Here is a 24,286-nt window from a genome sequence, read left to right on the forward strand (position 1 = left end):
GCCCGAAGTCAAACATGCACGGCGGTGAGCAGAGCGGCAAGGGCTGCGAGGGCCGTGCAGCTACCCGCCGCCGCACACTCACCGCTCAGCAATCGCATCAAGCCGCGAGTTGGCGCAGGGTCTCCTTCACTACCTCGGTGAGGGCTGGATGGATCCACAAGGGGCGTTCGGCAAGGGTCTTGACGTCGATGTCGAGCGTCATCGCCACGACGAGCGGCTGGATCAGCGTCGCCGCCTGCGGGCCCAAGAGGTGTGCGCCGAGCAGGCGGCCCGTGGCACGGTCGGCGAGCAGCTTGCAGAAGCCAGTGGTGTCTTCGATCGCCCACCCGTACGCGACATCGGCGAACTGGGTGCTTGCGGCAACATAGTCGCTTCCCGCGTCCCGGATGTCCTGCTCGGTCGAACCGACCGACGCGACCTGCGGATCAGTGAAGACAGCCGCGGGTACGGCGCCGTGGTCGGTCGCACGCAGATCGTCGGGATGGCGCAGATTGTGCGCGACGGTCTCGGCCTCCCGATTCGCGACATGCTTGAGCGGGTACGGCGAGCAGATGTCGCCCAGCGCGTAGACCCCGTCGACCTCGGTGCGCTGGTACTTGTCCACAACGATGCGTCCGTCGTCGTGCGTGCTGATCCCGGCCTTGTCCAGATCCAACTTGTCCGAGTTCGCCATGCGGCCCACGGCGACCAGGAGAGTATCGGCGGTCAGCGTCGTACCATCGTCAAGCCGCAGCCGCAGTGCGCCGGGTCCGCCTTCCAGCTTCGTCAGTTCGCGACCAAGGTGCAGCTCGAAACGATGCCGCGCCAGCTCGGTGTAAGCCTGCGCGACCGACTCGTCCTGGGGTCCGAGCAAGTGGTCTGCTTGCTCGATGATGACGACCTCGCTGCCCGCGGCAGCGAAGACGTGGGCGAGCTCAGCCGCGATGTAGCCGCCCCCGAGGATTGCCAGCCGCCGCGGCGGAGTCTCGATCCGCATGATCGTGTCCGACGTCTCGTACGGCAGACCCGACGCCGCAACCGGCGGCGGTATCACCGGACGGCCGCCGGCTGCGATCACGATCTGATCTGCCTCCACCGAAACCGACTCGGCACCCAGCTCGATCTGCAACCTGGTTGGACCGAGGAAGCGAGCGTGTCCCGGATACACCGTCACGAAGTCGCTCGCCTCCCGACCAGCACGCCCCTTCGCCTCATCGGCGTCGATCCGGGCGAAGACGCGGTCCCGGAGCTCGGTCCAGCGCAATCCGAGCAACTCGGCGTCGACGTCGTACCGCCCCGCCCTCTGTACGGTGTCTGCGACCTCGGCCGCATAGGCGAGCATCTTCGACGGGATACACCCGAAGTTCAAACAGGTTCCACCGAACCGGCGCTCCTCCACGACGGCGACGTCGAGCCCGGCAAAGGAGTCCCCTATGACCATGTTCCCGGACCCGGCCCCGATGACAATCACGTCGTGATGTCGCACCCCCGCAGTCTAGATGGTCAAGGTGCGTATCCCTCCTCGGGCCGGTGCTCATCCACACGGTCGGCCAGCGGGACGATTTCCACTTCAGAGTCCGCTCGGCGTGCTGGTACGTCAACGCCAGCTCGTGCAGGTCCACGGCCCCCACCCAGCCAGCGTCGAGCGCGCGCCGCCGTCGATCCGTCTTTCGAGGTCCGCGGCTCGGACCACGCGACCTCCCGCGTAGGCGAGTGATCAGCCTGGCTGGCCGTGGCCCGGAGGGAGGTCGCTCAGGACGGCGACGACGGCTTCGCCCAGGCCGTCTGCGAGCTCGCCGAGGAGCGGCCCACCACCGAGGCCGATGTCGGCCAGAATTCTGCGGACGCCGGTCAATCGATCGACGAGGCGCTCCAGATTCTCGTCCCGCTTGCCTTCGGTGCCGGTCTGCTCCCAGGCAATGAAGAGAGCGCCCAGGCTGCGGTCGATCCATTCGATCGCAGCCTGCAAGTGGGGTTCCATGCCGGCGTCCTGAGCGACGACCCACAGCATGTCGTCCGGACGTTCGGCGGCCACCATGCTCAGCATGCGGAGGTTGGCCTGAGTCATGCCGGCCTCGCCTGGACGGATCCGTTGGATGAGTGTCCAGGTGACTTCATCCGCCGTACGCCCGGCCTGTGGCCGATCCTCCGGCGACCACTCCGGAAGCGCCCGGTCCAACGCAACCCGGAGGGCACTTCCGGCAACAGCGGCAGCGACCGGACCTACCCCGATCCCTGCGACCGTTGCGGTTACTGCGGCGCCGGCTGCGAGGCCGCCGGCTGCGGCGGCTCCGTTGACGAGGGCAGCCCGGGCGGCGACGGGCAGGGTCAGTCGCAGATACGAGCCGAGCTTTGCGAAGACTCCGGGCCGTTCGTCCGCCAAGGTCTGGTCGAGCCGGGTGGCGAGATCGGCGACGCGATCGCGCAGCGCGCGGATGTGGATTCCCTGCGGGTTGTCGATGGCGCGAAACATGTCTCGCCGGAATTCGTCAGCGAGCACCTCGACCTGCGGAGGCGGGCGATAGCCCGCCTCGACCAGGAACGGCGTCCAATCAAGGTTGCCGGCGGCAAGGAGGCGCACTCGTTGACCTCCGTCGAGGCCCTCCAGCGTTCGATGCTCCGATCTCAGTTGCTTCCAGAGCTGACCGTCGTCGTGAAAGGACCACAGCAGTTCGGCCAAGTCACGTGCGATCGGCCGCAACTCGAACTGCGCGTCGAGTTGCGCTGTTCCACGCGTGTGGATCTCGGACAATCTTTGCTGACGCTCACGCCAACGACTGAGATCTGAATCATCGGGACCGCGATCGGTCCCCTCCCCGGCTTCAGATTCCCCCATGCCGCTGATGATAGGACGTAACGTGGCTCGGCCACGAGTGCGCGCAACTTTCTGCGGGTCGGCTGCATCAAGGTGAGTAACGATCTACTGCCGGCATGGAGCCGCAACCTGGGGGTCGGGTCGCGAGAGGTTGCGAAATGCACGGTAAGCGAAGGCTTGTCCGTCGAGGATCGGTAGTACTCAGTGCGGCTGCGCTGTTGGCCGTCGGCTTGTTTCCCGGAGCCGCGGACGCTGTGACGACAACCACCGGTGATGTAAGCGCCGGCAAGTGCACCATGGATCTGGGATCGGTCACGGCTGGAGGTGATCACAGGTCGCAGCGCATCACTGCCAACTCGCCTCCGACGAGAACGAACGACCATGTGGTGGCACCCGGGCTGTTCAAGGATCCGGTACGGCTCAGCGGTTCGACCTTCACCGTCCCAAGTCCGGGCGGAGATCTGGTCGAGAGCCAGGTGATCACCGGCGGCACCCTGGCCCGCAGTGTGTACACGTTCGTCAACGGCGGACTCGATACAGCCTCGATCCGACTCCTGCCGGTCGACGGCGGCGAGTACGGTGACATGGTCGCGTTCGAGGAGGCTCGCTATCAGGAGGGAACCTCCGTCCCGCGAACCACGAACTACGGACTGCGAGGCGACGGCGCGCTGCACAGATGGACCTCCACCAGCGCGGGTAGGCAGATCACCGGCATGTCCTCGGGCTTCGCGTCGGTGAAGGCGATGACGTTGATCAGCAAGACCCGGACCTACGACACGTTCCTCGCGAACACCCGGGGCGGCGCGCTCTACACGATTCACATCCCGACGACGTCGCCGATGAAACCGGTCGTCAAACCGGTACGCACCCGTACCTGGCAGGGCTTCGAATTCCTGATCGCGCAGAAGTGCGGCATTCAGGGCACCCTGCTGCTGGGCATCGACAAGGACACCCAATCGGCCTATCTGTACGCCGTCGGACACGCCAACGGCACCGCGACGGTCATCCAGGGTCTCGGCAAGGTTCCGGGCACGTTCAACGACCCGGCGTACTTCCGCTGGGCCCCGTCCGTCGACCCACTCGTGGGCGAGTAGGCGCTTGACCCGCCACCGGCGCACGTCACCGGTGGTGGGTCAAGTCTTCGAGCTGACCACCTTCACCATGACAAACGTCGGAGGTGCGGCAGCCGTCGGCACCTTAGGGTCCTGCTGTGACCACCGCAACTCGTACCCCGCTCACGGCACTCGCCGTCGGCCCGACCCGGCCCTTGCTGACTGCAGCCGTGTTTCTGGTGACGCTGGCGTGCGGGATCGCGCAACTGGTGTACCGGCCGCTCTACGAGCACGTCGTACGGGACGCCTCTCGCATCGACCACGGCCAGTGGTATCGATTGCTGACAGGTATGTTCTTCCAGGACGGGTGGGCGTCCGGGCTCGTCTCGAACCTGCTCTTGCTGGCGGTTTTCGGCACGCTGGCCGAGCGCGTGTTCGGCCGCCGGCGGTGGCCAGTGCTCTACTTCGCCTGCGGATGGTTCGGTCAGTTCATGAGCTACATCTGGCTCAATCCAGTGGGGGCAGGCAACTCGATGTGCGTCGCGGGCCTGATCGGCGGGCTGGCCACGGTGATCCTCCTGGCCCCGCGCCGGTACGGCGTCCTACCGCCAGTACAGCTCCGGATCACGGCGCTCGCCGTACCAGTGTTGGCCGTGGTCGACACGATCCTGCACGACAACCACGGCCTCCCCTGTCTCCTCGGGGTTGCCCTGGGATTCCTGCTCTTGCCACACCGGCGCGATCAGCAGACAACGACCTCGACGTGATGGTGGCCGGCGAGGGTCGCCGGGACGAACGGTGCTTCCATCGCTTGACCGTCGAGGTGCACAGACCGGACGCGGGTGCCTTCGCCCCGCAGCGTCACGTCGAGCGTCGCTGCTCGGTAACGAAGCGATTGCAGCGACCACTCACCGGCGTACGTCGTCGGCACGGTCGGCCGGATCGTGATGCCGTCGGCACCGAACCTGAGCCCGAACAGACCTTCGTGGACGAGTCGGAGGAACGCGGTGGCAGACCATGTCTGGTGCGGGAGCGACTGCCACTGTCGGCCCACCTGTCAGCCGCCGTCCACCTCGCCTGTTGTCGCGTTGTAGACCTCGAACAACTCGTCACCACTCAAGCGGAAGACAGTGACGAGGTCGTCCAGCGTGCGGCCGAACTCAGCCGGATGCTGAGCCGCGGCCGCCGCGTACCCCCACAATCCCATGACCATCGGCCAGCAGATGGCATTGTGGCGGCCGGGACGATCGGAGCTGAAACGGGCGAAACCGGCGGGTGGCAAGAGCAGGGGCGATCGGACATGCCCCTACCTTTCAGAACCCCGTCAGCCCCTCGGTCGGTGCCCGCTTCGCCGAGCTAGGCGACGGGGACAACACGGCGCCAGCCGTCGAAGACTACGGTGGCGTTCATGCCCACTGACAGGTACAGGCCGAGTGCAGGCGTCGGGTTGTTCGTGTCGACATGCAGGATCGTGCCGGCCCGGCCGATGGCTGCGTCGAGGGCGAAGGCGTCGTGCAGCAGGAACTTGGCCAGCCCCCGCCCCCGGAACTCCTCGACCACGCCGAGTATGCCGATGTAACCACAGTTCTCGGTCTCGACGTACTTGTCGCTGCACACGCGGACCGCGACCGCCCGGCCGTCAACCTCGAGCAAGGTGAGCTGGGCCCACTCGAAGATGGGTAAGTCGTCGTTCGCCTCGAGCCACGCCTCGTGGGGAGTTTCGACCCAGCCGAACTGGCCGCGAAAGCACTCGTTGATGACCTCGTGTGCGGCCCAGCGGGTGGCGTCGTCGAAGGCCCCGCGGCGGACCACGACGCCGACGGGCCCGTCCGGGGAGACAGCCGGGGTGGCAGCCGGTCCGGTGTGGTCGATCCGCATCCGGTGGTACGACGTACCTGTGGTGAAGCCGTGGTCGGACAGCTGCGCGCGCAGCGGTTCGTCTGTCCGGCAGACGAACGCGTCGACGGTGACCTCGGCATGGCCGCGCTCGCGTCCCATCTCCTGGGCGCGCTGCGTCGTCCGATCGACCAGCCAGCCGGCGACCTCTGGGTCCTTCGCCGCCACTTCGATGTCGATCTGCCGACGGTCACCTGTGCCGAGCGTGGTCGCATACCCGGCCGGCAGGCCGTCCGCGGCGAGCACGAGCCAGCCGTCGATCGTCCGGTCGAAGCCGGGCCTGTCAATGCAGTAGGCGACTTCCTGCAACGTGGTGTCGGCGAACCCGACCACCGCAGTGTTGTAGGCCGCGAGCATGTCGAACAGCGCCTCGGCATCGGCCGGCTCAGCCGGACGGACGGTGTAACCGTCGGGCAGTGCAGCGATGGTCTTCATGACTCATCGTGCGCCCGCACGCACTGCAGCGGAAGGGCCCGGCGACTGGACCTTGCACCGCTACAGTGCGACGCGTAGGCCGGGATGGGCAAGCTGGAGCGGCCCGGCGGCCCCCGGGCTAACTGATGGCTGCGCGGATCGATTCTCGGAGGGAGCCCAGGGTTGCTACTACAGCGGTTGGTTCGTAGCCGCAGTGGGCCATGCAGTTGGCGCAGCGGGGGTCGCGGCCGCGGCCGTACTTGGACCAGTCGGTTTCGTCGAGAAGTTGCTGGTACGTCTCGACGTACCCGTCGTCCATCAGGTAGCAGGGGCGCTGCCAGCCCTTCAGCGAGTACAGCGGGATCGCCCACGCCGTACAGTCGAAGTCGACCTTTCCCTCCAGGAAGTCGAGGAACAGCGGCGAGTGGTTCAGCCGCCAGCGCTTCCGCCGCCCGTCGCCGAACGCCTTCCGGAACAACTGCCGAGTCTCGTCCGGGCCGAGCCAGTGCTCCTGGTCGGGCGCCTTCTCGTACGCGAACCCCGGGGAGATCTGCATGTTGTCCACGTGCAGGTCGTCGTTCAGGTAGTCGAGGACGTCGATCACGTCCTGCGGGCTGTCGGTGTCGAAGAACGTCGTGTTGGTCATCACCCGGAAGCCGGCCGCCTGCGCCTGCTTGATCGCGTCGACCGCCTGGTCGAACACGCCGTCCTTGCACACCGACTGGTCGTGACGGTCGCGCAGCCCGTCGATGTGCACCATCCACGCGAAGTTCCGGTGCGGCGTGAACTTGTGCAGGTGTTTCGGCAGCAGTACGGCGTTGGTGCACAGGAACACGATCTTGTTCCGCGCCAGCAGTTGCCGGACGATCTCGTCGATCTCCTTGTGCATCAGCGGTTCGCCGCCGGCGATCGACACCATCGGCGCACCGCACTCCTCGACCGCCGCGACGGCCTGCTCAACGGGCATCCGCCGCTTCAGCCAGTCGTGGGTCTGCTGGATCTTGCCGCAGCCGGCGCACTTCAGATTGCACGCGTACAGCGGCTCGAGCTCGAGCAGGATCGGGAACTTCTCCCGGCACCGAAGCTTCTGTTTCATCAGGTAGCTGCCCAGGCGGATGGACTGCCGCAGCGGCATGGTCACGCCTGACTCACCTCTTTCGGTAGCGCGAAACGGATGTCCTCGGTCAGCTCGCCGGCCTCGGTCACCATGACCGGCCCCAGGCCCGACAGGCAGCGGACAAGTTCGTCGACGAGGGTTGGCGGGGCGGACGCGCCTGCTGTGATGCCGATCCTGCTCGCGCCGGCCAAGCGGGCGAGTTCCAGCTCGGTGGCGTCGTCGATGAGGACTGCGGGGGCTCCCGCAGCCTCGGCGACCTCGGCAAGGCGGCGGGAGTTCGACGAGTTCTGGGAACCGAGCACGATCACCAGGTCGGACTGCCGGGCGATGGCGCGGACGCCCGCCTGGCGATTGCTGGTGGCGTAGCAGATATCGTCGGTGCGGGGACCTTTGAGCGCCGGGAATCGCCGTCGGAGGACGGCAGCGGTTTCGGAGGCTTCCTCGACGGCGAGGGTGGTCTGCATCGCGTAGGCGACCCTGGTCGGGTCCGGCACCTGGATCGTTTCGGCCTCGGCGGGTCCGGCGACGACGAGCACGTGGCCGGGCGCCTCGCCCGTCGTCCCGACGACCTCCTCGTGGTCGGCGTGCCCGATGAGTACGACGGTGTCGTCGTGGTCGGCGTACCGTCGTACTTCTTGGTGGACCTTGGCGACCAGTGGGCAGGTGGCGTCGACGACGCGGAGCTGACGCTCGGCCGCCTGGGCGCGTACCGCGGGAGCGACGCCGTGCGCCGCGAGCACGAGCAGGCTGCCTTCCGGGACCGCGTCGACCTCCTCGACGAAGACCGCGCCGCGGCGTTCGAGGTCGCTGACGACGTGCCGGTTGTGGACGATCTGCCGGCGTACGTACACCGGCGCACCGAATCGCTCCAGGGCTCGCTCGACCGTCTCGATTGCCCGCTCCACACCAGCGCAGAACGACCGCGGCCCGGCCAGCAGCACCTCCCGCTCACCCGTGGCCGCGCTCCACGCGTTGATCACTCCCGCCGTACGCCGCAACTCTCGCAGTGCACGCACTCCGCGCGCGGGCATCCCCCACGCCCGAAGGGGCCGCCCCGGCGTATCCACCACCGCCCGAACGACCACGGTCCGCCCGTCGCCGCCGGCCAGCAGAGCTGACTCGGTGTCAACGGCAACAGCCCCCTGCGCCGCCAACGCGGCCCGCTCCGCGGGCGAGTCAACAACGTGATCAGTGGTCACGACACGCCCCGCATGCACGGTGAACCCCCGCCGCCGTAGCTCCCCCACGAGAAAAGGAGCGGCATCACAGCTCACTGTTCGCTGGTGGTGTTGGATCTCGGTAGCAACGACCAGGTCTCCCGGAGCGATTCCGTCGACCAGCGCGCCGGCGACCCCTGCAACGAGGACCGGGCCTTCGTGCCGGGATCCGCGAGAACGGCCGGTGTGAACGGGGCGTGCCGCTCGGACCGCCAGCCACTCGGCGTAGAGAGGCGTGCAGACGACGCCGCTCATCGCGTGCTCCTCAGGTAGCGGCCCAAGGCCCAGATCGGAAAGACCAAGCGGTACAGGTGGTAGCCGATGTAGAAGTCGCCGGGGAACCCTGTGCCGGTGTACCGGTGCTCGTCCCAGCCGCCGTCCGGTCGCTGCGTGTCGACGAGGTACGCGAGTCCCCGCTGCACGGCCTCGCTGCGCGACTCGGCGGCCAGCAAGGTCAGCAGGGCCCACGCGGTCTGCGACGGCGTGGAGTCACCTCGGCCGATCCAGGACGGGTCGACGTACGAGCGCAGATCCTCGCCCCAGCCACCGTCCGGATTCTGGTGTTCTTCCACCCATCGCACCGCCCGCCGGATGACCGGATCGTCCGTCCGCATCCCGACCGCGATCAGAGCCGGGACCACCGCCCCCGTGCCGTACACGTGGTTCGTCCCCCAGCGACCGAACCAGGATCCGTCGTCCTCCTGCGCGGCCAGCAACCACCGAACGCCGCGCCGGCACTCGTCCGTGTCAACCTTCCCTTCCGCCGCCAGCATCTCCACCACGTGCGCGGTGACGTCGGCCGACGGCGGGTCGATCACGGCACCGAAGTCGCAGAACGGCAACTTCAGCGCGGTCGTGTCCGTGTTGTCGGCGTCGAACGCAGCCCATCCCCCGTCGGCCGACTGCATGCCGGTCGTCCACGCCACCGCGTTGTCCAGCGCTGACCGCAATCGCTCCGGTTCGGGATGCTCGACCCGGCGGAGTGCGAGGACGATCTCTGCGGTGTCGTCGGTGTCGGGATAACTGTCGTTCGCGAACTCGAACGCCCACCCGCCCGACACCAGTTCCGGCCGCCGGACCTGCCAGTCACCCGGCGCGTCGATCTGTTCGGCCAGTAGCCAATCAGTTGCCTTGAGCACCGTCTGGTCGTCCCCGGGTACGCCGGCATCGAGCAGCGCGGCCACCGCGAGCCCGGTGTCCCACACCGGCGACTGGCAGGCCTCCAACCAGCGCACTGGCCCGTCGGCCGTCTCCTCGTGCACCGTGAACCCTTCCAGCCCACGCAGCCCCGCGGCCATCACGGGATGGTCGATCGGATAGCCCATCAACTGCAGCGCGATCAGCGAATAGACCCACGGGGGCTGAATGCCGCCCCAACCGCCGTCCGCCTCCTGCCGAGCCACGATCCACTCGGTGGCCCGCCGCATCGCCAACCGGCGCACTGCCTTCAGCGGCCCGCGCGGCCCCCACCGCGTGTAGGCGTTCAGTACGACGTCCAACCGTTGGAACGCTCCTTCGAGGCTCCACAGCGGAGCATGCGCCGACGCTGCACGACCCGACAACAGTTCGTCGATCGTGAAGCCGACCGGCCGGACCGGGCGATGCGCACTCACGATGGTCAGCGGCACGATGGTCTGACGGGCCCAGCACGCCCAGTTGTAGACGTTCAACGGCGCCCAGCGCGGCAGGAAGATCAGCTCCGGCGGAAGGCCCGGGCAGGCGTCCCACGGCCACAGCCCGAACAGCGCGAGCCAGATGCGCGTGAACACCCGGGCCTTCTCCACCCCGCCCGCCGATCGGACGAACTCGGCCGCCTTCGTCAGGTGCGGCGCCTCCGGATCCTCCCCCGCCATCCGCAGCGCGACCCACGACTCGACCGTCGTCGACAGGTCCCCGGGCCCGCCGGGGAACGTCGCCCACGTCCCGTCGTCACGCTGCTGCGACCGGATCCATCGCGCCGTCTCCGCGTCCGTCCGCGCCGTCGCCACTCCGAGGAAGTGCCGCAGCATCAGGTCCTCGGCGTCCATCGTCACGTTCGTCGCCAGGTCGCCCTTCCACCATCCGTCCTCGTGCTGCAACGACCGCAGGTACGCCACCGCGGCGTCCAGGCATTCCTGCACCTGTACGTCGGCCCGCGACTCCTCGGCCACCCGTTCGGCGGTCACAGCTGACGCTCCGCGACAAACTGGGCCAATTGATCGAGCTGCTCACGGTTGGCCGGCTGGACGCCCCCGACGTACAAGGCCCTGCCAGCTCGGCGCACCCGCTCCGCGGCCTCGGCCATCGCCCACTCGCGTCCGCCCGCACGTTCCACGAGTACGGCGGCGTGCTGCAGGTCGTCCTCGGACGGGTCCCCGGTCTCCGCGAGCCACGCAGCCAGTTCCTGCCCAGGCGTCCCGCCGTACTCGAGGGACCACACGACCGGCAGCGTCTTCTTGTGCGCCCGCAGATCGGAGAACACCGGTTTGCCGGTCTGCTCCGGCGTACCCCAGATGCCCAGCAGGTCGTCGACGAGCTGGAACGCCAGCCCCAGCTCCCGCCCGTATCTCCGGAACGCCTCGCACGTCGCAGGGTCAGCACCGGCCAGGATCGCCCCGAGCTCGGCCGATGCCCCGAGCAACGAGCCGGTCTTGCCGACGGCCATGTCCACGCATTCCGCCAGGCCGACGTCGTCTCGTTGCTCGAAGGCCACGTCGAGAACCTGTCCGCGAATCAGCTCCCGCGTCGCGACCGCCAGTGCATGACCGGCTCGGGCAGCGTACGGCGAGCCGCATTCCGCGAGCACCTCGTCGGCGAGACAGGCCAGCGCATCCCCGACCAGGATCGCGGTGGCGTCGCCCCAGACAGCCCAGACGGTCCGGCGGTGCCGGCGCCGGCTGTCGCGGTCCATCAGGTCGTCGTGGATCAGCGAGAAGTTGTGCACCAACTCGACCGCGACACCGCCGGGCACACCCGGATCCGGCGTACCGCAGACCGCCTCGGTGACGAGCAGCGTCAGCCCCGGCCGGATCGCCTTGCCAGAGCTGCCGGTCGTCGGCCGGCCGTCCTCGTCACACCATCCGAGGTGGTAGGACGCGACCAGCCGGGTCTGGTCGTCGAGCCGCGTCACGGCCTGCCGCAGCGCAGGCTCGACCAGGTCCCGCGCACGGGCCAACAGATCCGGAACCTTGGTTGCCGACGGCATCGGATCGACGGCGGTCATGACGCGACCGGCAGTGCTGAGGTCTGTAGCACCGAGGCTGCCGCGGCCTCGCCGCTGCGTACGGCGCCTTCCATCGTGGCGGGCCAGCCGGTCGCGGTCCACGCACCTGCGAGATGCAGGCCCGCGCGGGCCGTGGTCGCACCCGGACGGAGCCGGCCGGAGCCAGGTGCCGCCCGGAAGGTGGCATGTCGTTCTCGGGTCACGAAGAACTCCTTCACACGCGCGTCGGCAGCCGCGGGAAGCAACTGCCGGAGAGCAGGCACCAACACCTCACGCAGGTCCGCGACCGGAGCGTCGATCAGCTCGTCCGCCGCCGACAGTGAGACGGCGAGGTACTGCTCATCCCTGTCGCCATGAACTCCCCCGCAGCTCTGCACCGTCCGGTCGAACACCCACTGCAGCGGGCTGTCGACACCGGCGACGAACGGCTCGTGCAGCACAGTCCGATCGAAAATCACGTGCGCGTTGACGATCGGCGAACTACCGAGTGCCTCCGCCCACCCTGCAGGCAGCTCCACCGCACCGTCCGGCAGCAGTCCTGCAGCCTCGGCCGGCGGCACCGCCAGTACGACGTCGTCGTACTCCTCCCCCTCGATCGCCCACGCACCGTCGCCCTCCTCCAGGGCACGAATCCGGGCCCGCAACCGCACCGCGACGCCCGCAGCCATCAACACCCGCGCCGCAGCATCACCGTGCAATTGCTGCAACGGCACCAACGACCATCCGATGTCCGCGGCATCGCTCCGCTCGAGCAGTCCGAGCTGGAACACTGTCGCCGCCACCGCCAGCGACGCATCGTCAGCCCGGGCGTTGAGCGTCGCGATCCCGATCAGCTCCCACAAGGCCTCCACCGCGCGCGGACTCTGACCGTGCGCCGCCAGCCACTCCCCGAACGACTGTGCATCCGCTTCGGCAGTCGTACGGTCCACCCGTGCGATCGCCAGCGCCGCTCGCATCGCCGCAACCCGTTCCGCGACACTCAACCAGCAGTACGACGCCAACGCAGGCCCCAGGTGCAGCGGCGCAGGCATCCCGTTCCGCCGGATCCGCCCTACACCGCTGTGCAGGCCGCTTCGCACCGGTACATCGAGCCGCCTCTGCAGCTGCACCTGATCCCGCACCCCTAAACGGTCGAGCAGCCGCAGGTACGACGTACAGCACCGAAGGAACACGTGCTGGCCGTTGTCGATCCACCGACCGTGCCGTTCGAACGAGTGTGTCAGCCCGCCGAGCTTCGGCCGCGCCTCGAACAGCGCCACCGCACAGCCCGCATCGGCCAGCTCGAGCGCAGCGGTGATCCCCGCCAGTCCGCCGCCGATGACAGCCACCCGCTTCATGACGGCACCGACTTCCGTCGTCCGGCCAACGATGCGAGAGCGACCTGGGCCTTCTCGCCCGCCGACAGCGACAACCGCTGGTCGTAGACGAGGACAGGGTTCGCGCCGATCCGGCGCAGGAGGTGATGGTAGATACCGGACATCGCGCGGCAGGACGCACCGCTGCGCCGATCGAGGTACGGCAGCAGCCGCCAGCCGAGCGAGTACCAGTCCTGTGCCCGGCCGGCCGCGTACCGGATGTACCCGGCCAGCCGGCCCTGCGGGTCATCGAGCGCGCCGTGCTCGTCGAGGGCGACCCGGGCGCCGAAGTGCTCCAGCTCGTCGGACGGAAGGTAGATCCGGCCGTTGGTGAAGTCTTCGCGGATGTCGCGCAGGATGTTGGTCTGCTGCAGAGCGATACCGAGCTGGTCGGCGTACAGCGCGAGGGTCTCGAAGTCGGTGCCGCCGGTGCTGGGACCGAAGATGGACAAGCAGAGCCGACCGACGGATCCCGCGACCCGGCGGCAGTACACGACGAGCTCATCGAAGTCCGCGATGCGTACGTCGCACAGGTCCGTCTCGACCCCCGCGACGAGCTCCTCGAAGGCACCGAGCGGGACCGGGTACCGACGGGCGGTGTCGGCCACCGCGACGTACACCGGTTCGTCCAGGTCGTCGAGCCGGCCGAGATCCTTGCGGACCCCGGCGAGCGCGTTTCGCTTGTCCTCCAACGGCAGGTCGCCGTCGCCGATGTCGTCGATCCGCCGGGCGAGTGCGTACAGCGCCGACAAGGCATTGCGTTTCGGAGGCGGTAGCAGCCGGATGCCGTAAGAGAAGTTGCGCGCCTCCGCTCTGGTGATGTCCAAACAGGCGGCGTAGGCCTCGGCAACCGTCGGCTTCATCGCGCCACCGCCTTGATCAACAGACGGACCGTTTCGGCCTTCGACGGCCGCGCCTCGTGTGCCAGTACGTCGCCGCCCGTACGGCGCAACGCCCGTACCGTGGCTTGCCCGCCGGCCACGAACCCGGCGACCGATACCCGCGCCCAGCCGTGCAGCCGCCGCACGATCGCGGCCCCTTCGGCGAGCATCCTCGCGGCCCGATCGGTCTCGAAAATCATCAGCCGCCGCAGCGCCTCCGACGCCGCGGGCTGGTCGAGGTCACTCTCGGGGACGCCGTACGACGTCAGGTCCTCCTGCGGGAGGTAGATCCGTCCGGCCCGGCGATCCTCCGCGACGTCCTGCCAGTGCTCGACCAGCTGCAACGCGGTACACACCAGGTCGGACAGCCGCTCGGTTTCGGGATCATTGACATGGAAGACACCTAGCACCATCCGGCCGACCGGATCGGCGGACAGCCGGCAGTAGCCGACGAGATCGTCGAACGTGCGGTAGCGCGTCACCGTCTGGTCCTGCAGGTTGGCCTGGATCAGGCGGTGGAACGGATCGGCCGGCAGGTCGTGGGCGCGGACGACCGGTTCCAGCCGGCGCAGGACGGGGTGCGTCGGGTGGCGGTCGGTCCAGATACGGTCCAGGTCGTCCGCGAAGGCGTGCAAGGCCGCCGTACGGTCTCCGGGGAGGCTGTCGCCCAGCTCATCGACCGTCCGTGCGTAGGCGTAGATGGCATGCAGGCCTTCCCGCGGTGCGCCGGGGAGGAGCTTCAACGCGACAGGGAAGTTCTCGCCCTGTTCCCTCCTACCGAGTTCTCTCTGCAGCCCGTCTGGATGCACCTTTCCATGATCGGAAGCGGTTTCCTGCCAACTCTGCCCCGATCGTGCACATTCGGGCGACCGGAATTTGTCACCGCGTTACAGTTGGCTCGATGCGCATTCCCTGAGCTTCTCGGTGGGAGTCATCGCATGACCATCGCCACCTTCGACCGCGCCGGCCTCGAGGCGGCTCTGCTCACAGGCCTCCCTGATCTGCTCGACGAGGTCCGCGACCGGCTGGCCGAGCACTGGCCGGACTACGCGGCGTTCCTGGACACCGACCGGGACGTCGTGCTCGGGCCCGCGGAACTGTTCGTCCACCGCCTGCTCGACATGTCGATCGCCAACCTCAGCAGCCCGGGGCAGACCACGCTCGACCACGCCGAACGGGCTGACGGAGGCGTCCGCGAGGTGTTCGAGGAGATCGGTCGCCGCCAGCTGCGAGAGGGCACCGATCTGACCCGGCTGCTCACCGCCTTCCAGCTCGGTGCTCGGGTCGCGTGGCGGCACGTCGCGGCCACTGCGCTGCGGCTGGAGTTCGCGCCGGACCATCTCGCCGCGCTGGCGGACTCGGTGTTCGTCTTCGTCAACCAACTGTCCTTCTCGGCTGCGAACGGCTATCTGCAGGAACAGCTCGACGATGCCTTGGCCCGGGAGCGGCGTCGCGAGGAGCTGGCCAGCCTGCTGCTGTCCGGCCGGGCGAGTACCGAAGCGATCCGCACCGCCGCACGGCAGGCGGCCTGGCGGATCCCGGAGACCGCCGCAGTCGTCATCTACGGCGGCGACCACCAGCCCGCGGGCACGCTGGTCGCGCGGCTCGAGCCCGGCGCGCTGCCGATCCGGCGCAACGGCCTGCTGGTCGGCGCGATCGTTCCGGAACCGTCGGGTCCGGGACGCCGGCTGCAGCTCGGTCGCGAGCTCGCCGGGATGGGCGCGGTGGTCGGCAACGCCGTCGCCCTGGCGCAACTTCCGCGCAGCCTGGAGATCGCCCGGATCGCGGTCCGGCTGCGGAGTACCGGCGTACTCTCCGACGACCCGGTGTTCGCCGACGAGCACCTGGACGCGCTGATCGTGTGGCGCGACGAGGCCCTGGTCGCCGCGCTCCGCGACGAGATGCTCGCGCCACTCGCCGGTGAGACCGCTGCCGCCCGCGAGCGGCTCGCACAGACGTTGGCCAGCTGGCTGCGACACTTCGGCGACCGGCACGCGATCGCAGACGAGCTGAGCATCCACCCCCAGACAGTGCGGTACCGGATGGCGCGGCTCAGAACCCTGTACGGCGACCGCTTGGACGACCCGGACTCACGCGCCCGCCTCTTCCTGGCCCTCGAGTGGCCGGGGCCCTGACCCGGCACTCAGCTCCCGGAGCCTCCGCTGCACATGAGCGGCCAGCGCCGTACCGTCGATCAACTCGGGGTCGGTCGCCAGGCCGATGCCGAGGACGCCGGACCAGCTCAGCGCACCAACCGCGAGCGGCGTACCCGGCACCAGCGGCAGGATCGGGTATGCGCTGCGGTGCGGGACGTGGGCGAACGTCATCGGGACCGTCGGACCGGGCATGTTCGAGACCACTGCGTGCAGGAATCGTGGACCGTACACGGTGCGCGCGAACCACTCCGCGAACGGCTCCGGTACGACCCGCAGCCCGGTCGCCATCACGAACCGCGACGCGAGCGCCCGCGTGGGCCGCCGCAGCCGGGCGGTCCGCGTGGCGACCTCGGCAACCAGTTCGTCGAACGGCCTCCCGTCCACCGGAACCTCGACGATGACCGCCGCGGTCGCGTTGCCTTCCGCCGCGCTGTCCGGCGTCCGCACCATGGTCGTCACGGAGAACCGCATTGTCCGCGGGAGCCCTGGCGACACAGCGTGCACGCCGTCGGCAAGGAGTGCGATCAACAGGTCTGTGACCCGTACGCCCCGGGTTGCCGCGATCCGTCGTACGACGTCGAACTGGACGTCGGCCGTCGCGAAGTCGCGGCGCAACGAGCCGCCCGGCAACGGCTTCGCGGTGCCGTCGGTCGCCAGCTGGGCCAGACCGGCCGCGATGGCCGCCGCACGTGCCGGTCGACGGGGCCTGGGACCGGTCGGCACGGCGATCGAAATGCGAGGCTCGAAGAGGCTCATGGCCTGCAGCACCGTTCCGATGCCGTCGGCAATCGCATGGTGAACGAGCACAACCAGGGCGTCGGCGCCGTCGGGACCGACGTCGCGAACGAGCACGATCCGCCACAGCGGCCGGTCCCGCGGCATCGGCTGTTCCGCCAGATCGCCGATGAGCCGCAGCAGGCCGGTGTACCCAGCAGGCGACCGGTGCTCGACTACGTGCCAATCGAGGTCGACGTGTTCCGCCTCGACCCAGCGCGGACGGCGCCAGCGCGTCGGCGGTGCGAGGCGCTGATGCATTCGTGGCAGTCGCGCGAAGTCACTGGCCACCAGAGTCCGGACCTCGTCGAGCGTGGGTCGCTGATCGGTGGGTTCGAGGACGACGACACCGCCGACATGTTGCGCTGCGCCCATACGCTCGATGTGCAGGAAGAAAGCGTCCGCGGACGCTACGACGGTGCCTTTCATCTCCCCGGCGCCTGCTCGCCGAACCGAGCGGACAGTCGTCGGTAGAGGCCGGGCGCCAACGCACGCACGGCCGGCGCGACGCGGAGCCAGCCCGGCACCCAGACCTCTGCGCGGTCGTTGGCAAGGCCATCGACCAGCGCCTGCGCGACTGTGGCTGCGGACACCGGGCGGGGGCGCTTCCGCTCGTACGGCCGGCCGCGGGCGGTGAAGAACGCGGTGTCCACGACGCCGGGGACGATGAGGCTCACACCGACACCGGTATCACGAAGTTCCAGGCGGAGGCTCTCAGCGAAGATGTCCAGAGCGGCCTTGGTGGCGGCGTAGAAGGCCTCGCCGGCGACCGCCGTACGCCCGGCGACCGACCCGACGAGCGCGATGTGACCGCTCCGCCGCTCGATCATCGGGGGAAGGAGGCAACGAACCAGGTGCAGTGGTGCGAGCAGGTCGAGCATGACCAGCCGCTCGAGCTCGTCGCCGTTCAGTTTCGTGAACGGCCCCGACCAGCCGGCGCCGGCATTCGCGACCAGGACGTCGACACGCCCGTGGACGGCGATCGCCGCTTCGGCGACCTCGGCCGCCACGCCAGGCACAGCCAGATCTCCCAGCACAACGGCACCGCCCACCCTCTCGGCAACCGCAGCGCTCCGCTCAGCGTCGCGTCCATGTACGACCACTTGGGCCCCAGCCGCAGCGAGCCGCTCCACCACAGCAGCCCCGATCCCCGCGGACCCGCCAGTCACCAACGCAACCTTCCCGCCCAGCCGCATAGCACCTCCTACCCGCGTCCTCCCACCACCATGCACCAGGCGGGCCCGACGGCAGTTGCATCACGGGTTGATGGCGCAGATCAACCTCCTTCAGCGGGTTCTGCTGAGGCGGTGGTAGACGTCGTTCCAGTGGAGTTCGCGCTGGAACTCGCGCACGGTGGTCGACGCGTCGATGACGGCCAGCTCGACGGACAGCATGTCGGCGAAGTCTTCGTAGACCTCCCGGTCGAGGGCGGTCGTCAGGACCGTGTGATGCGGTGCGCCGGCAACCAGCCACGACTCGGCCGAGGTAGACAGGGACGGCTCGGGCTTCCACACCGCACAGGCGACCGGGAGCCGCGGGAGCGCCTCGTCCGGCTCGACGAGGTGTACGACGTTGGCCGTGAGCCGGAAGCGGTCGCCCAGGTCGGCGATCCCGACCACAACACCGTCTCCCGGGTCGGCGGTGAAGCGCAGCCGGACCGGATCCTCGCGGCCGCCGATCGAGAGCGGGTGAATCTCCAGCGACGGGCGGGCCGACGTGAGCGACGGACACACCTCGAGCATGTGGGCGCCGAGGATCTTCTCCTCCCCCGGCACCAGGTGGTACGTGTAGTCCTCCATGAAGGACGTGCCGCCCGGCAGCCCGTCGGCCATCGCCTTGCTGGCACGCAGCAGCACAGAGGTCTTCCAGTCCCCCTCACCGCCGAATCCGTAGCCGTCGGCCATCAGCCGCTGCACGGCCAGACCAGGCAGCTGGCGGAGTCCGCCCAGATCCTCGAAGTTGGAGGTGAACGCTCCGAACCCGCCGTCGGTCAGGAACGATCGCAGCCCCAGCTCAATCTGTGCGCCGTAGCGCAGCGACTCGTGCCGCTCGCCGCCGGGCAGCAGTTCGGGTGCGACGGCGTACGTCTCGACGTACTCGTCCACCAGGGTGGAGACCTCGTCACCCGAGACGCCGTCGACCGCTGCGACGAGCTCGTTGACGCTGTAGGTGTTGACCGACACGCCGAACCGCAACTGCGCCTCGACCTTGTCTCCCTCGGTCACGGCGACGTCGCGCATGTTGTCGCCGAAGCGCGCGAGCTTGAGCGAGCGAAGTTCGGCGACGCCGAGCGCCGCACGAGCCCAGTGCCCGACCCGCTGCTGGACCGAAGCAGACTCCACATGCCCGGCCACGGTCTTGCGCGGCACCTGCAGCCGGGACTGGATGTAGCCGAACTCGCGGTCGCCGTGGGCGGCCTGGTTGAGGTTCATGAAGTCCATGTCGATCGTTGACCAGGGCAACGCGACATTGGCCTGCGTGTGGAGGTGCAGCAGCGGTTTGCGGAGCGCGTCGAGTCCGGCGATCCACATCTTGGCCGGCGAGAACGTGTGCATCCACGCGATGACGCCGACGCACTCCGGCGCGCTGTTCGCCGCCAGCATCTGCCGGCGGATCGCATCGGCGTCGAGCAGCACCGGCTTCCACACGATCTCCACGGGCAGGCCGGCTTCGGCGAGACGCTTGGCAACCGCCTGAGACTGTTCGGCGACCTGCTCGAGGGTGCCAGGGCCGTACAGGCCTTGGCTGCCGGTCAGGAACCAGACCTCGCGAGCGGTCTCAGTGGTGTTCACAGTCATGCGGTCCTTCCGGGATCTGACCAGCACAGAGCAGCGGTCATCGTTGTCCGTAGACGTTCTGGTAGCGGTCGAAGAGCTGGTCGACGTACGACTGGTCGATGGGGATCGGCTCGCCGAGTTGCCGGGCGAGGTGCACCGTCCGGGCGACGTCCTCACACATGACAGCCGCCTTGACGGCGGCCTTGGCGGTCGGCCCGATGGTGAAGACGCCGTGGTTCTGCATCAGCACGGCGGGCGAACGCGAGCCGCGGAGCGTCTCGACGATGCCGCGGCCGATGGAGTCGTCTCCGATGATCGCGAACGGCCCCACGGGGATCGGGCCGCCGAACTCGTCGGCACACATCGTCGTGACGCACGGGATCGCTTCGCCGCGCGCGGCCCACGCGACGGCGTACGGCGAATGGGTGTGCACCACACCGCCGACGTCCGGCATCTCCCGGTAGACGTAGGCCTGCGCCTCGGTGTCCGAGGACGGCGCGTGCTCACCGTCGACGACTTTGCCGTCGAGGTCGCAGACAACCATGTGCTCCGGTGTCAGCTCGTCGTAGGCGACCCCGCTCGGCTTGATCACCATGAGGTCGTGTCCGGGAACCCGGGCGGAGACGTTGCCCGCCGTCCACACCACCAGCCCGTAGGCAGGCAGATGCGCATGCAGCTGACACACCTCGGCCCGCAGCCGGGTGAGCGTGTCGGCAACGTCCGCGATCGCGCTCACTTGGTCTCCACCGCCCTACGCCGGATCGCTTTCAGCTTCCGCATCAACTTGGTGTTCCGCCCGAAGTAGTCGTGCAGTTCGAGGTACAGCTCGGACAGCTCGTCGTAGGCCTTGGCCCGTTCCTCGTCCGGGAGGTGGACGCCGCGCCGGACCTTGCCCATGCTCTTGGCCGCCGTCGGGACGTCGGGATAGGCACCGGCGGCGACCGCCGCGTGGATGGCCGAACCCAGCGCCGGCCCCTGTTCGGAATCGATGATCGACAGCGGAAGCCTGGTGACGTCGGCGTAGATCTGCATCAACAGGGCGTTCTTCGCGAGCCCGCCGGCGATGATCAGCTCCTTGACCGGTACGCCGCTGTTCGCGAACGTCTCGACGATGACGCGGGTACCGAACGCGGTCGCCTCGAGCAGGGCGCGGTAGCCGTCCTCGGGGCGAGTCGCCAACGTCTGGCCGACGACCAGTCCCGAGAGTTCGTGGTCGACGAGCACCGACCGGTTGCCGCTGTGCCAGTCGAGCGCGACCAGCCCGTGCTCGGCTACCGCCTGATCGGCCGCGAGCCTCGTCAGGTGCTCGTGCAACGACTCCCCCGCGGCGGCAGCAGCTTCGTGGTACGACGGCGGTACGGCGTTGTCGACGTACCAGCCGAAGATGTCGCCGACACCGCTCTGGCCGGCCTCGTAGCCCCAGCGGCCCGCGATGATGCCGCCATCGACAACACCGCACATGCCGGGCACCTCACGCAGCGCGTCCGCGCTCATCACGTGACACGTCGACGTACCCATGATGGCGACCATCTGCCCCGGATCCACTGCCTGCGCCGCGGGCGCTGTCACGTGCGCGTCGACGTTCCCGACGGCGACCGCGATCCCTTCAGGGAGGCCGGTCCAGGCAGCTGCCTCGGCAGTCAACGGTCCGGCGGCGGAGCCGAGCTGCCCGATCGGGTGCTCCAGTTTGTCCTCGACGAAGCGCCCGAAACCGGGCGCGAGGCCCTCGAGGAAGTCCGTCGACGGATACCGGCCGTCCTGCAGGATGCCCTTGTAGCCCGCGGTGCAGGCGTTGCGGACGTAGCGCCCGCACAACTGCCACACGATCCAGTCGGCCGCCTCGACCCAGCGCTCCATCCGGTCGTAGAGCGGGCGGTCCTCCTCGAACATCTGCAACGCTTTGGCGAACTCCCACTCCGACGAGATCAATCCGCCGTACCGCGGCAGCCAGTCCTCGCCCCGCTCGCGGGCGAGTTCGTTGATGCGGTCGGCCTGCAACTGCGCGGCGTGGTGCTTCCACAGCTTGACGTACGCATGTGGTCTGTCCGCGAACCCGTCGGCCTCGTTCAGCGGCGTACCGTCGGCGAGGCACGGGACCATCGTGCAGGCGGTGAAGTCGGTAGCGATTCCGATCACCCGCGCCGGGTCGATCCCGGACGCGGCGATCGCCGCGGGGACGGCGGTCCTGAGCACCTCGCGGTAGTCGTCGGGGACCTGCAGGGCCCACTCCGGCGGCAACCGCAGACCGGTCGCCGGCAGCCGGTCGTCGATCACCGCGTGCGCGTACTCGTGGACGCCGGTACCGAGCTCGGCCCCGTCACTCACGCGAACGACAACAGCGCGGCCGGACAACGTACCGAAGTCGACTCCGACGACGTACTGGTCTTCGGGGCTCATGCACAGATCCTCTCTGATGATGCGCAGGAACAGCATCAGTGCCGAGATTGTGAACGCTAACATTCTAGCTTGTCAACAACGCCAACGACCATTCGGACAGTGCCTGTTAGCGCTAACTGTCAGTACCGCGGTGGTCCCGTGGAGTCGCGTACGACGAGTGCCGGACGGATCAGCTCGGCCGACGGATCGACCTCACCGCCGAGCGCCCGCAGGGTCAACTCGACAGCTCGCCGGCCGAGCAGGGAGAACTCCTGGTCGACGGTCGTGAGAGCCGGCCAGAGGTACCGCGCCTCCGGCACGTTGTCGAATCCCACGACACTGATCTCACCGGGGACGTCGCGGCCCTTCTCGTGCAAGGCGTACATCAACCCGATGGCCATCCCGTCGTTGGCCACGAAGACCGCCGTCACGTCCGGATCCTCGGCGATCCGCAGACCCGCCTGGTACCCGCTCTCCGGCGACCAGTCGCCGGAGAGCTCCGGTCCGGGCAGAACATGGCGCTGCTCGTGCGCGCTCCGCCAGCCCGCACGCCGCTGGCCGGCTTCCACCCACTCCAGCGGCCCGGTGACATGGGCGACGTGGCGGTGGCCGAGGTCGAGCAGATGCTCCACCGCCAGGCAGGCACCCGCCTCCTGGTCGATTCCCACCGCCATCCGCTGTCCGTCGCTCACGCCTTGGACGACGACCAGGGGTACGGGCATCTCGAGGGACCTGACCTGCCCGAGTGCCTCGCGATGGGCGACGGCAACGACAATCGCCTCAACCGCCTCGTCGAGCAGGCGATCGACGGCCTCCCGGAGCGACTGCGCCGTGAAGTCCTCGACCGCGACGAGCGAGACGTCGTACCCCGCCTTGTGGCCGGCGTCCTGGACCGACACAGCGATCATGCTCGGCCCGTGCAGCACCAGATGAGCCGAGATCATCCCGATGCGGTGCGACCTGTTCGTCACGAGCAGCCGGGCCGCGTTGTTGCGCCGGTAGCCCAACTCGGCGATCGCCGCCAGCACGCGGGTGCGGGTCTCGTCCCGCACCAGCTCCGATCCGTTCAGCACCCGGGATACGGTCTGGTGCGAGACGCCTGCCGCAGCGGCCACATCGGTCATGCTCGGAGCTCGCCCAAGCCCCTCGCTTGCTCTCGCCATGGGGAAATACTAGGTGCGCGGCGCCGCTGATCCCCGGATGCCCGGCCGAGCAGCCTGTGGCGGGGCGGTCGTACTGCGGACCATCAGACGCGGTTGCACCGGCTCGGGCTGGACCGACGTACCACCGATGCGCGCGAGGACCGCCTGGACGACGCGCCGGCCCAGTTCGGCGAAGTCCTGCCGAACTGTCGTCAGGGGCGGTGCGTAGTACGGCGCCTCGGGGACGTCGTCGAATCCGACGACACTGATGTCGTCCGGAACCCGGATCCCAGCTTCGTCGAACGCGCTGAGCAGCCCCAGGGCCATCTGATCGTTGGCGACGAAGACGGCTGTGACCTCCTCTCCCCCGCGACGCCGTGCGATCAGTTCGCGACCAGCCAGGTAGCCGGTCGGCGGCCACCAGTCACCGTGCAGAACAGGGGGCACCGGAGCGCCGACCGACTCGAGCTCGATCCGCCAGCGACGTTGCCGGGCGTCGGCCTCGAGGGCGTTGGCCGGCCCTCTCACGTGATGCACAGTGTGGTGTCCGAGGTCGAGCAGATGCTTGGTGGCGAGCGCGGCGCCGGTCTCCTGGTCGACCCAGACCGCGAGGTCCTGCCCGCCACGCTCCGCCTGGACGGTGATCAGCGGCACCCTCGGATTCACCACGGGCAAGGCGCGAACAGCACCCTCATAGGTGCTCAACGCAACAATGGCGGCGACGGACTGCGTCGCCAACCGCTCGACAGCCTCGATCAGATTGCCGGGGCTGTCGTCGTCGAGTACCGACACGGTCAGGAAGTAGCCGGCCTCGCGCGCCGCATGTTCCAGACCGAGCAAGGTCTGGGCGGGTCCGTACTGGCTCACGTTGGCGATCGCGAGGCCGATCGTGCGCGACGACCCGGTCACCAGGGCCCGGGCCGCGCTGTTGGGCCGGTAGCCGAGCTCGGCGATCGCGTCCAGCACCTTCTTGCGGGTCGCGGCAGCCACGTTCGGCTGCGCGTTGACCACCCTCGACACCGTCTGGTGCGAAACCCCGGCGCGGGCGGCGACGTCCGCCATACCGAGGGAGCGGGTCGCCCCTAGATCTGCTGGTCCCGAACCCACCACGGGGCGATCCATAGGGCTCCTTC

Annotated in this window: 22 protein-coding genes; 3 read left to right on the forward strand and 19 right to left on the reverse strand. The window is 68.8% G+C overall.

Translation table 11 applies throughout. The features are described from left to right. Nucleotides 1-97: 97 nt before the first annotated feature. On the reverse strand, nt 98-1,465 hold the full coding sequence (locus EV647_RS19800) for a mycothione reductase (protein WP_134004972.1): 1,368 nt from the start codon (nt 1,463-1,465) through the stop codon (nt 98-100). Between the two features lie 231 nt (nt 1,466-1,696). Continuing rightward, nucleotides 1,697-2,815, reverse strand: a complete 1,119-nt coding sequence (locus tag EV647_RS19805) for a hypothetical protein (protein WP_134004974.1) — start codon at nt 2,813-2,815, stop codon at nt 1,697-1,699. Between the two features lie 365 nt (nt 2,816-3,180). On the opposite strand from EV647_RS19805, the gene EV647_RS19810 reads away from it, so the two are divergent. Together EV647_RS19810 and EV647_RS19815 are read left to right on the forward strand one after the other, a co-directional pair. Beyond that, nucleotides 3,181-3,888, forward strand: a complete 708-nt coding sequence (locus EV647_RS19810) for a hypothetical protein (protein ID WP_238177299.1) — start codon at nt 3,181-3,183, stop codon at nt 3,886-3,888. 116 nt (nt 3,889-4,004) lie between these two features. Next, complete coding sequence (locus EV647_RS19815; RefSeq protein WP_202876231.1) at nt 4,005-4,613, forward strand: rhomboid family intramembrane serine protease; 609 nt, start codon at nt 4,005-4,007, stop codon at nt 4,611-4,613. On the opposite strand, the gene EV647_RS19820 is transcribed toward EV647_RS19815, so the two are convergent. The 10 genes from EV647_RS19820 to hpnC form a co-directional block, all read right to left on the reverse strand. Continuing rightward, nucleotides 4,589-4,900, reverse strand: coding sequence for a hypothetical protein (locus EV647_RS19820; RefSeq protein WP_134004976.1), 312 nt, complete (start codon nt 4,898-4,900; stop codon nt 4,589-4,591). The genes EV647_RS19815 and EV647_RS19820 overlap by 25 nt on opposite strands. A gap of 3 nt (nt 4,901-4,903) precedes the next feature. Next, the gene (locus EV647_RS42090; RefSeq protein ID WP_166680383.1) at nt 4,904-5,059 is read right to left on the reverse strand and encodes a hypothetical protein; all 156 of its coding nucleotides are present in this window, start codon (nt 5,057-5,059) and stop codon (nt 4,904-4,906) included. 143 nt (nt 5,060-5,202) lie between these two features. Next, the gene (locus EV647_RS19825; protein ID WP_134004978.1) at nt 5,203-6,177 is read right to left on the reverse strand and encodes an N-acetyltransferase; all 975 of its coding nucleotides are present in this window, start codon (nt 6,175-6,177) and stop codon (nt 5,203-5,205) included. Between the two features lie 118 nt (nt 6,178-6,295). Further along, the gene (hpnH, locus tag EV647_RS19830; protein ID WP_238177343.1) at nt 6,296-7,291 is read right to left on the reverse strand and encodes an adenosyl-hopene transferase HpnH; all 996 of its coding nucleotides are present in this window, start codon (nt 7,289-7,291) and stop codon (nt 6,296-6,298) included. A 2-nt stretch (nt 7,292-7,293) separates the two neighbouring features. Continuing rightward, nucleotides 7,294-8,745 carry a 4-hydroxy-3-methylbut-2-enyl diphosphate reductase gene (gene ispH / locus EV647_RS19835; RefSeq protein ID WP_134004982.1) on the reverse strand — a complete coding sequence of 484 codons (1,452 nt, stop codon included), beginning with the start codon at nt 8,743-8,745 and terminating at the stop codon, nt 7,294-7,296. After that, entirely contained in the window at nt 8,742-10,655 is a 1,914-nt protein-coding gene (gene shc / locus EV647_RS19840; RefSeq protein WP_202876232.1) for a squalene--hopene cyclase, read from the reverse strand. Before shc ends, ispH begins: the two co-directional genes overlap by 4 nt. Further along, nucleotides 10,652-11,692, reverse strand: a complete 1,041-nt coding sequence (locus EV647_RS19845; protein WP_134004984.1) for a polyprenyl synthetase family protein — start codon at nt 11,690-11,692, stop codon at nt 10,652-10,654. Before EV647_RS19845 ends, shc begins: the two co-directional genes overlap by 4 nt. After that, on the reverse strand, nt 11,689-13,029 hold the full coding sequence (gene hpnE, locus EV647_RS19850; RefSeq protein WP_134004986.1) for a hydroxysqualene dehydroxylase HpnE: 1,341 nt from the start codon (nt 13,027-13,029) through the stop codon (nt 11,689-11,691). The genes EV647_RS19845 and hpnE overlap by 4 nt, the downstream gene beginning before the upstream one ends. Beyond that, entirely contained in the window at nt 13,026-13,910 is an 885-nt protein-coding gene (locus EV647_RS19855; protein WP_134004988.1) for a squalene/phytoene synthase family protein, read from the reverse strand. The genes hpnE and EV647_RS19855 overlap by 4 nt, the downstream gene beginning before the upstream one ends. After that, nucleotides 13,907-14,737: a squalene synthase HpnC gene (gene hpnC, locus EV647_RS19860; RefSeq protein WP_134004990.1), complete on the reverse strand. Its 831-nt coding sequence runs from the start codon at nt 14,735-14,737 to the stop codon at nt 13,907-13,909. The genes EV647_RS19855 and hpnC overlap by 4 nt, the downstream gene beginning before the upstream one ends. Before the next feature lie 129 nt (nt 14,738-14,866). Here hpnC and EV647_RS19865 point away from each other — a divergent pair, with 129 nt between their 5' ends. Then, a complete protein-coding gene (locus EV647_RS19865) occupies nt 14,867-16,063 on the forward strand; it encodes a CdaR family transcriptional regulator (RefSeq protein WP_134004992.1) in 1,197 nt (398 codons plus the stop codon). Here the strand turns inward: EV647_RS19865 and EV647_RS19870 are convergent. The 7 genes from EV647_RS19870 to EV647_RS19900 all read right to left on the reverse strand — a co-directional run bounded on the left by EV647_RS19870 (nt 16,019) and on the right by EV647_RS19900 (nt 24,275). Further along, nucleotides 16,019-17,287, reverse strand: coding sequence for a wax ester/triacylglycerol synthase domain-containing protein (locus tag EV647_RS19870; protein WP_134004994.1), 1,269 nt, complete (start codon nt 17,285-17,287; stop codon nt 16,019-16,021). The genes EV647_RS19865 and EV647_RS19870 overlap by 45 nt on opposite strands. Then, nucleotides 17,284-18,054 (reverse strand): SDR family oxidoreductase, encoded by a 771-nt coding sequence (locus tag EV647_RS19875; protein ID WP_134004996.1) that lies wholly within the window; start codon nt 18,052-18,054, stop codon nt 17,284-17,286. The genes EV647_RS19870 and EV647_RS19875 overlap by 4 nt, the downstream gene beginning before the upstream one ends. A 90-nt stretch (nt 18,055-18,144) precedes the next feature. Then, a complete protein-coding gene (gene araA, locus EV647_RS19880; protein ID WP_370343504.1) occupies nt 18,145-19,650 on the reverse strand; it encodes an L-arabinose isomerase in 1,506 nt (501 codons plus the stop codon). Nucleotides 19,651-19,693: 43 nt separating this feature from the next. Next, nucleotides 19,694-20,371 (reverse strand): L-ribulose-5-phosphate 4-epimerase, encoded by a 678-nt coding sequence (locus EV647_RS19885; protein WP_134005000.1) that lies wholly within the window; start codon nt 20,369-20,371, stop codon nt 19,694-19,696. After that, nucleotides 20,368-22,032, reverse strand: a complete 1,665-nt coding sequence (gene araB, locus EV647_RS19890) for a ribulokinase (protein WP_134005002.1) — start codon at nt 22,030-22,032, stop codon at nt 20,368-20,370. The genes EV647_RS19885 and araB overlap by 4 nt, the downstream gene beginning before the upstream one ends. A 119-nt stretch (nt 22,033-22,151) precedes the next feature. Continuing rightward, nucleotides 22,152-23,135, reverse strand: a complete 984-nt coding sequence (locus EV647_RS19895) for a LacI family DNA-binding transcriptional regulator (protein ID WP_134005004.1) — start codon at nt 23,133-23,135, stop codon at nt 22,152-22,154. A gap of 48 nt (nt 23,136-23,183) precedes the next feature. Beyond that, nucleotides 23,184-24,275: a LacI family DNA-binding transcriptional regulator gene (locus EV647_RS19900; RefSeq protein ID WP_134005006.1), complete on the reverse strand. Its 1,092-nt coding sequence runs from the start codon at nt 24,273-24,275 to the stop codon at nt 23,184-23,186. Nucleotides 24,276-24,286 lie beyond the last annotated feature (11 nt).

Origin of the sequence: Kribbella sp. VKM Ac-2566, from assembly GCF_004366005.1 — a bacterium.
In the GTDB taxonomy this organism is placed as follows: Bacteria; Actinomycetota; Actinomycetes; order Propionibacteriales; family Kribbellaceae; genus Kribbella; species Kribbella pratensis.

What these genes read in the sequence shown, in the direction of transcription:
- EV647_RS19805 (WP_134004974.1), bottom strand. Translation starts at nt 2,815, where the DNA reads ATGGGGGAATCTGAAGCCGGGGAGGGGACCGATCGCGGTCCCGATGAT.
- hpnE (WP_134004986.1), bottom strand. Translation starts at nt 13,029, where the DNA reads ATGAAGCGGGTGGCTGTCATCGGCGGCGGACTGGCGGGGATCACCGCT.
- araB (WP_134005002.1), bottom strand. Translation starts at nt 22,032, where the DNA reads ATGAGCCCCGAAGACCAGTACGTCGTCGGAGTCGACTTCGGTACGTTG.
- EV647_RS19865 (WP_134004992.1), top strand. Translation starts at nt 14,867, where the DNA reads ATGACCATCGCCACCTTCGACCGCGCCGGCCTCGAGGCGGCTCTGCTC.
- EV647_RS42090 (WP_166680383.1), bottom strand. Translation starts at nt 5,059, where the DNA reads ATGGTCATGGGATTGTGGGGGTACGCGGCGGCCGCGGCTCAGCATCCG.
- hpnH (WP_238177343.1), bottom strand. Translation starts at nt 7,291, where the DNA reads ATGCCGCTGCGGCAGTCCATCCGCCTGGGCAGCTACCTGATGAAACAG.
- EV647_RS19870 (WP_134004994.1), bottom strand. Translation starts at nt 17,287, where the DNA reads ATGAAAGGCACCGTCGTAGCGTCCGCGGACGCTTTCTTCCTGCACATC.
- ispH (WP_134004982.1), bottom strand. Translation starts at nt 8,745, where the DNA reads ATGAGCGGCGTCGTCTGCACGCCTCTCTACGCCGAGTGGCTGGCGGTC.
- EV647_RS19900 (WP_134005006.1), bottom strand. Translation starts at nt 24,275, where the DNA reads ATGGATCGCCCCGTGGTGGGTTCGGGACCAGCAGATCTAGGGGCGACC.
- EV647_RS19895 (WP_134005004.1), bottom strand. Translation starts at nt 23,135, where the DNA reads ATGACCGATGTGGCCGCTGCGGCAGGCGTCTCGCACCAGACCGTATCC.
- EV647_RS19855 (WP_134004988.1), bottom strand. Translation starts at nt 13,910, where the DNA reads ATGAAGCCGACGGTTGCCGAGGCCTACGCCGCCTGTTTGGACATCACC.
- EV647_RS19825 (WP_134004978.1), bottom strand. Translation starts at nt 6,177, where the DNA reads ATGAAGACCATCGCTGCACTGCCCGACGGTTACACCGTCCGTCCGGCT.
- EV647_RS19875 (WP_134004996.1), bottom strand. Translation starts at nt 18,054, where the DNA reads ATGCGGCTGGGCGGGAAGGTTGCGTTGGTGACTGGCGGGTCCGCGGGG.
- EV647_RS19845 (WP_134004984.1), bottom strand. Translation starts at nt 11,692, where the DNA reads ATGACCGCCGTCGATCCGATGCCGTCGGCAACCAAGGTTCCGGATCTG.